Origin of the sequence: Nocardioides endophyticus (assembly GCF_039543845.1) — a bacterium.
GTDB classification, from domain to species: Bacteria; Actinomycetota; Actinomycetes; order Propionibacteriales; family Nocardioidaceae; genus Nocardioides; species Nocardioides endophyticus.
The window spans coordinates 526,554-532,553 of record NZ_BAABKN010000023.1; the positions used below are offsets into that span (position 1 = coordinate 526,554).

The following is a 6,000-nucleotide window of genomic DNA, read 5'->3' on the forward strand; positions in this document are numbered from 1 at the left end:
GCAGACCCGCGGCGTGGTTGTCATCCCAAGCCGGCCGATATCCCCGATCTGGGGCAGGCGTCAGCCCGTGCCGATCAATCCAGGGCGGCGTCGACCACGGACCTCGCCTCCTCCTGGACCTGGGCCAGGTGCTCGGGGCCGCGGAACGACTCGGCGTAGATCTTGTAGACGTCCTCGGTGCCCGACGGTCGGGCGGCGAACCAGGCGGACTCGGTGGTGACCTTGAGCCCGCCGATCCTCGCGCCGTTGCCGGGAGCCTCGGTGAGCTTGGCGGTGATCTCCTCGCCGGCCAGCGACGTCGCGGTCACGGCTTCCGGCGACAGGGCGGCGAGCGCGGCCTTCTGCTCACGGGTCGCTGAGGCGTCGATGCGGGCGTACGCCGGGTCGCCGTGCTCGGCCACCAGGTCGGCGTAGTGCGCGCTGGGCGACTTCCCGGTCTTCGCCAGGATCTCGGAGGCGAGCAGCGCGAGGATGATGCCGTCCTTGTCGGTGGTCCATGCGGACCCGTCGGTCCGCAGGAACGACGCGCCCGCCGACTCCTCGCCGCCGAACCCGAACGACCCGTCGATGAGCCCCGGCACGAACCACTTGAACCCCACCGGCACCTCGACCAGCTCGCGGCGGATCGAGACCGCGACCCGGTCGATCATCGACGACGACACGAGGGTCTTGCCGATCCGGGCGCCGTCCGGCCAGCCCGGTCGGGCGCCGCCGAAGAGGTAGCCGATCGCGACCGCGAGGAAGTGGTTGGGGTTCATCAGGCCGGCGTCCGGCGTCACGATGCCGTGCCGGTCGGAGTCGGCGTCGTTGCCGGTCGCGATGTCGTAGCGGTCCTTCTGGGCGATCAGCGACGCCATCGCAGACGGCGACGAGCAGTCCATCCGGATCTTGCCGTCCCAGTCGAGCGTCATGAACCGCCAGGTCGGGTCCACCAGGGGGTTCACGACGGTGAGGTCGAGCCCGTGCCGCTCGGCGATCGCGGCCCAGTAGTCGACCGAAGCGCCGCCCAGCGGGTCGGCGCCGATCCGCACGCCCGCGTCCTTGATGGCGGCGAGGTCCACGACGTGCGGCAGGTCGTCGACGTACGTCCCGAGGAAGTCGTACGCCGTCGCAGCGGCCCGCGCTTTCGCGAACGGCACCCGCTTCACCTCCGCCAGGTCGCCGCGGATCAGCTCGTTGGCCCGCGCGGCGATGACCGAGGTCGCGTCGGAGTCGGCCGGGCCGCCGTGGGGCGGGTTGTACTTGAAGCCTCCGTCGTACGGTGGGTTGTGCGAGGGGGTGACCACGATGCCGTCGGCGGTGCCGCCGCCGAGGTTGGCGCGGATGATCGCGTGCGAGACCGCGGGCGTCGGGGTGTAGCGGTCGTCGACGTCGACCAGCACGGTCACGTCGTTGGCGACCAGCACCTCCAGAGCGGTCGCCCAGGCCGGCTCCGAGAGGCCGTGGGTGTCGCGACCGATGAAGAGCGGCCCGTCGTACCCCTGCTGGCGCCGGTAGTCGACGATCGCCTGCGTCGTCGCGAGGATGTGCGTCTCGTTGAAGGCGGTGCGCAGCGACGAGCCGCGGTGTCCGCTGGTGCCGAATGCCACCTGCTGGTCGGGATCCTCGGGGTCGGGCACTCCGGTGTAGTACGCCGTCACGAGGTGCGCGACGTCGACCAGGTCGGCGGGCTCGGCGGGCTGTCCCGCGCGCGGGTCGCTCATGGGGCCATCATGCCCGGCGCGAGCCGCGCAACGCCCCCGCGCGGTCTCGGTCGCGAGACTCCCTGCGGCCGAGCACATGGGCGACGGTGGAAATGGGTAAGGAACCACCATCTCAGGTCGATGGCGCGCCGGTCGATCAGACAATGCACACCCGCCTCGCTGTCGCCTCCAGAAACGTCACGGACATGGCTTTCACAGATTCGACCCGTACAGTCACCCTGACCATGACCCTGTCCCCTGTGCTGGCGCCCGCGTCCTTCGACGAGACTGAGCGCCACTGCCCGAGGCTCGGCGCCGTGGTGCGCCGCGTCGCGGTCAGCCTGGTGATCGCGTGCGTGATCCCCGCGTCGCTCTTCTACACCTGTTTCCGGGTGTACGGCGTCTGGACCGCGATCATCGTGGCCCTGTGCTGGTCGTACGGCGCGATCGCGTGGCGGGCGCTGACCGGACGCCGTACGTCGGGCCTGCTGCTGCTGACCGCCCTGCTGATCACGGCGCGCACGATCATCTCGCTGGCCGCGGGCAGCACCTTCCTCTACTTCATCCAGCCGATCATCAGCGACGCCATCGTCGGCACGGCGTTCCTGGCCTCGCTGGCCACCGCTCGCCCGATGGTGGCGCGGCTGGCCGGTGACTTCTACCCGATGGACGACGAGCTCCACCTGCGGCCGCGGATCCGACGGTTGTTCCGCAACCTGACCGTCCTGTGGGCCGCCCTCTGCCTGATCAAGGCCGGACTGACCCTCTGGCTGCTGCAGTCGACGTCGCTCGAGACGTTCGTGCTGGTCAAGAGCATCTCGGCGCTGAGCATCAACATGCTCGCCGCGTGCGCGACGATCGGCCTGGCGGTCCTGGTCGCCCGCAAGGAAGGCCTGCTGCACCCGCTCCCGGTGGTCGCGACCGCCTGACCGGCGTCAGCCGATCGACTCCAGGGTCGCGAGGTCGTCGGCGTCCAGCGCCAGACTGCCGGCCGCGAGGTTCTCCTCGAGGTGGGCCACCGAGCTGGTGCCGGGGATCAGCAGGATGTTGGGGGAGCGCTGCAGCAGCCAGGCGAGCGCCACCTGCATGTGCGTGGCGCCGTGCTTGGCGGCCACGCCGTCGACCGCCGCGATCGCCAACGGGCTGAAGCCGCCGAGCGGGAAGAACGGCACGTAGTAGATGCCTTGCGCCGCGAGGGAGTCGATGAACCCGTCGTCGTCGCGCAGCGCCACGTTGTAGGCGTTCTGCACCATCGCGACCGGGGCGATGCCCTGCGCGATCTTCACCTGCTCGGGCGTGCAGTTGCTGAGGCCGAGGTCGCCGATGAGGCCTTGGGAGCGGAGGTCCGCGAGCACCGTCCACTGCTCCTCGAAGTCGCCGTCCCCGCCGTCCATGAACCGCAGGTTGACTCCGCCGAGCCGTTCGATCCCGAGCCGGCCGAGGTTGTCGTGCACGGCCTCCTTGATCTCGTCGGGTGCGAACGCCGGCAGCCAGGCGCCGGTGTCGTCGCGCCGGGCGCCCACCTTGGTGACCAGCACCAGCTCGGGAGGGTAGGGATGCAGTGACTCGCGGATCAGGTCGTTGACGACGTACGGGCCGTAGTAGTCGCTGGTGTCGATGTGGTCGACGCCGAGCTCGATCGCCCGCTGCAGCACCCGCCTCGCCTCGTCGGGGTCCGCCGGGGGCCCGAAGATCCCGGGCCCTGACAACCGCATCGCGCCGTACCCGATCCGCTTCACGTCCGAGAGTCGCTTCATGCCCCCACTCTGCTCCGGCGGGGAGCCACAGCCAAGGCTGGGTCCACGACTAGGATTTCGGTGAGATGAGGTTCGCGCGCACGGTCGTCCTGGTGGGCGTCGGTCTTCTCTGGTTCGGCTTCGGACCGTGGGTCCTGGTCCTGGCAGCACTGACGTTGCTGTGGCGACCGGCACGAGAGTGGCTCCGGCCGACGCGCCGGGTCGTCGCGATCTGGGCGGCCGTCATCGTGGTCCTGGCCGGCCTCGCGGTCGTCGTCCCCGACGGCTGGGTGCCGATCCCGCCCGGACCCGGACGCTGGGCCACGCCGTCGTACGTCGGCCGCCCGTCCGTCGCCGGCGCCGAGCGCGGTCCGGTGGGTGAGTCGCCCACCGTCACCACCAAGTCGTACGGCGTCACCGACTGTCACCGGACCGAGTTCGACGACGACGGGCGGCTGGTGCTCCTCTGTGGTGACGACCGCCCGGTGCTCCGCGTGGTCGACCCGGACAGCCTGCGGCAGGTCCGCTCCGCCGATCTGCCCGGGTCGGGCTGCGTCGGTCAGCTGACGATCGTCGATGGCGACCTGGTCGCCGCCAGCGGACAGCGGATCCTGACGCTCGGCGTCTCCGACCTGGTGGTGGAGTCGTCCGTCGACCTGGCCGCCGAGCTCGACTCCGGCGACTGCGTCACCGGTCTGGGCGCCGATCCCGATGGGCGGGTCTGGTTCGCCTCGCAGGCCGGGGTGGCCGGCTTCGTCGAGGACGATCGGCTCCGGGTCGTCGACCTCGACGACCGTGTGGACCGGCCGTTGACGGTCGCCGACGACGGCATCTACGTGGCAGGCGCCGACGCCCTGCACCGGGTGGTCGTCGTAGCCGGCAAGCCCACGCCGGCCTGGGACTCGCCGTACGACGACGGTGGCTCTCGTGGCAGCGCGCCGGTCGTGCTCGCCGGCGGGCTGGTGGCGGTCGCCGACAACCGCGACCCGCGGCTGCAGGTCGTCTTCCACCGCGCCGACACCGGCGACGTGGTGTGCCGGGCCGAGGTGTTCGGCGACGACGAGGGGATCACCGACGGCGGGCTGGTCGCCGCTGACACCGGTGTCGTCGTCCAGAACTCCCACGGCTACGGCGGCGTCCGCTCCACCCTGCTCGGCCGGACCACCAGCCGCGGGATCGCCCGCATCGACGTCGTCGCCGGCAAGTGCCGGGTCACCTGGACCTCTGACATGGACGCTCCCAGCGGCGCCCCTGCCGTCTCGGTCGAGGACGGCTTCGTCTACGTCTGGACCAAGCGACACAGCTGGCTCGGCATCGACGCGTGGTACCTCAGCGCCCTCGACCTGCGCACCGGCCGACTGACCTGGGCCCGCCGCACCGGCCTCAACCTGCTGGCCGACAACCACGGCGGCGCCGTCGCCCTCGGCCCTGACCGCGCGGCGTACGTCCCGGTCCTCGGTGGCGTCGTTCGCGTCGCCGACCGCACCCGTGGCGATTGAGTCGGAGCGAAGGTCGGACGGTGGCCAGGCAACTTCTGACCAGGTGCTCGCGTCCCATGGCTGACGACAGGAGCGACGTGCGTGCAATTCAGTATCTGACCTGGGCTTTGGTGGCGCTCGCCGCCGCTCTGGCGGTGACGGCCATCGTCCTGGCGGTCGACAACCCTGAGATCAGCGGGACCACCCGAGGAGACTCCTACCCGTGCCTCGCGCCGTGGGACACGGTGCTCAACGACGCCGACAACTACCCGGGCGGCGAGCCACCGACCGACGGTGACGACATCGAGGCCCGGTGCGAGGCGGCCGGTCGGGAGCGTTTCGGCTATGCCGTGGGGTTCGGGGTCGGAGCCGTGGTCCTCGTCGGGTCGGCCGTTGCGGTGACGTGGGTCGAGGACCGGCGCCCCGGTGGTTGAGGAGAGCCGCCAGGCCTGTCTCGAAACCCCCGCAGCCTAGGCAGGGCGATGAGTGCGGCTTGCGGGTCCGTTCGGGTCGGTCGCCGACAGGCTGACAACGGGTACGGCGGGCGGGTGGTGGCGGCTGCTTCCCGGGCTGCCGGCTCCGGTGTTTGAGGAGCGAGGCCCGCGAGGCCGAGCCTGGAATCCACCACGGCTGGCCACCGATGGTTGAGGTGTGAGGGCCGCTAGGCCCGAGCCTCGAAATCCCCGCGGCGTGCGCAGGGCGGCGACTGTCGGGGTGTGCTGGTTCGTCGTCCTTCCGTACGGCGCCATGGTGCGGCCTCCGCCGGTGGCGTCAGGGGTTCGCTTCGCCGCTGCGCGCCCTTGACCCCACCGTCTCCAGCCGAGAAGAGCGCGCCTATCGGAAGGACGCGCCGCCCCCTGGTCGGACCGGTGTGCCGCGTTTGGGCCACGGTGGTTGAGGTGTGAGGGCCGCCGGGCCAGAGCCTCGAAGCCACCACCAGACGGGCCACTATTCGTCCACAACGCTGCTTGCGGCAGCGTTCTCCACCGATCGGCGCCGCCCGGATGCGGACATCGGTGGGAACGGGTTGGCTGGACTCATGACCGCGATGACCACACCCCGCCACCAGGTGGCCTCGGCGACCGCGCACCTGCGCGGTATCGT

Annotated in this window: 5 protein-coding genes; 3 read left to right on the plus strand and 2 right to left on the minus strand. The window is 71.0% G+C overall.

The features are described 5' to 3' along the window. Nucleotides 1–74 precede the first annotated feature (74 nt). Nucleotides 75–1,703 carry a phosphoglucomutase (alpha-D-glucose-1,6-bisphosphate-dependent) gene (gene pgm, locus ABEA33_RS19630; protein ID WP_345528627.1) on the minus strand — a complete coding sequence of 543 codons (1,629 nt, stop codon included), beginning with the start codon at nt 1,701–1,703 and terminating at the stop codon, nt 75–77. Between the two features lie 224 nt (nt 1,704–1,927). Here pgm and ABEA33_RS19635 point away from each other — a divergent pair, with 224 nt between their 5' ends. Further along, on the plus strand, nt 1,928–2,611 hold the full coding sequence (locus tag ABEA33_RS19635; RefSeq protein WP_345528628.1) for a VC0807 family protein: 684 nt from the start codon (nt 1,928–1,930) through the stop codon (nt 2,609–2,611). Between the two features lie 6 nt (nt 2,612–2,617). On the opposite strand, the gene ABEA33_RS19640 is transcribed toward ABEA33_RS19635, so the two are convergent. Continuing rightward, a complete protein-coding gene (locus tag ABEA33_RS19640) occupies nt 2,618–3,439 on the minus strand; it encodes an oxidoreductase (RefSeq protein WP_345528630.1) in 822 nt (273 codons plus the stop codon). Nucleotides 3,440–3,504: 65 nt separating this feature from the next. On the opposite strand from ABEA33_RS19640, the gene ABEA33_RS19645 reads away from it, so the two are divergent. Both ABEA33_RS19645 and ABEA33_RS19650 read left to right on the plus strand, forming a co-directional pair. After that, a complete protein-coding gene (locus ABEA33_RS19645) occupies nt 3,505–4,917 on the plus strand; it encodes a hypothetical protein (RefSeq protein WP_345528631.1) in 1,413 nt (470 codons plus the stop codon). 77 nt (nt 4,918–4,994) lie between these two features. Beyond that, nucleotides 4,995–5,330: a hypothetical protein gene (locus ABEA33_RS19650; RefSeq protein ID WP_345528633.1), complete on the plus strand. Its 336-nt coding sequence runs from the start codon at nt 4,995–4,997 to the stop codon at nt 5,328–5,330. Nucleotides 5,331–6,000: the final 670 nt, after the last annotated feature.

What these genes read in the sequence shown, in the direction of transcription:
- pgm (WP_345528627.1), bottom strand. Translation starts at nt 1,703, where the DNA reads ATGAGCGACCCGCGCGCGGGACAGCCCGCCGAGCCCGCCGACCTGGTC.
- ABEA33_RS19635 (WP_345528628.1), top strand. Translation starts at nt 1,928, where the DNA reads ATGACCCTGTCCCCTGTGCTGGCGCCCGCGTCCTTCGACGAGACTGAG.
- ABEA33_RS19640 (WP_345528630.1), bottom strand. Translation starts at nt 3,439, where the DNA reads ATGAAGCGACTCTCGGACGTGAAGCGGATCGGGTACGGCGCGATGCGG.
- ABEA33_RS19645 (WP_345528631.1), top strand. Translation starts at nt 3,505, where the DNA reads ATGAGGTTCGCGCGCACGGTCGTCCTGGTGGGCGTCGGTCTTCTCTGG.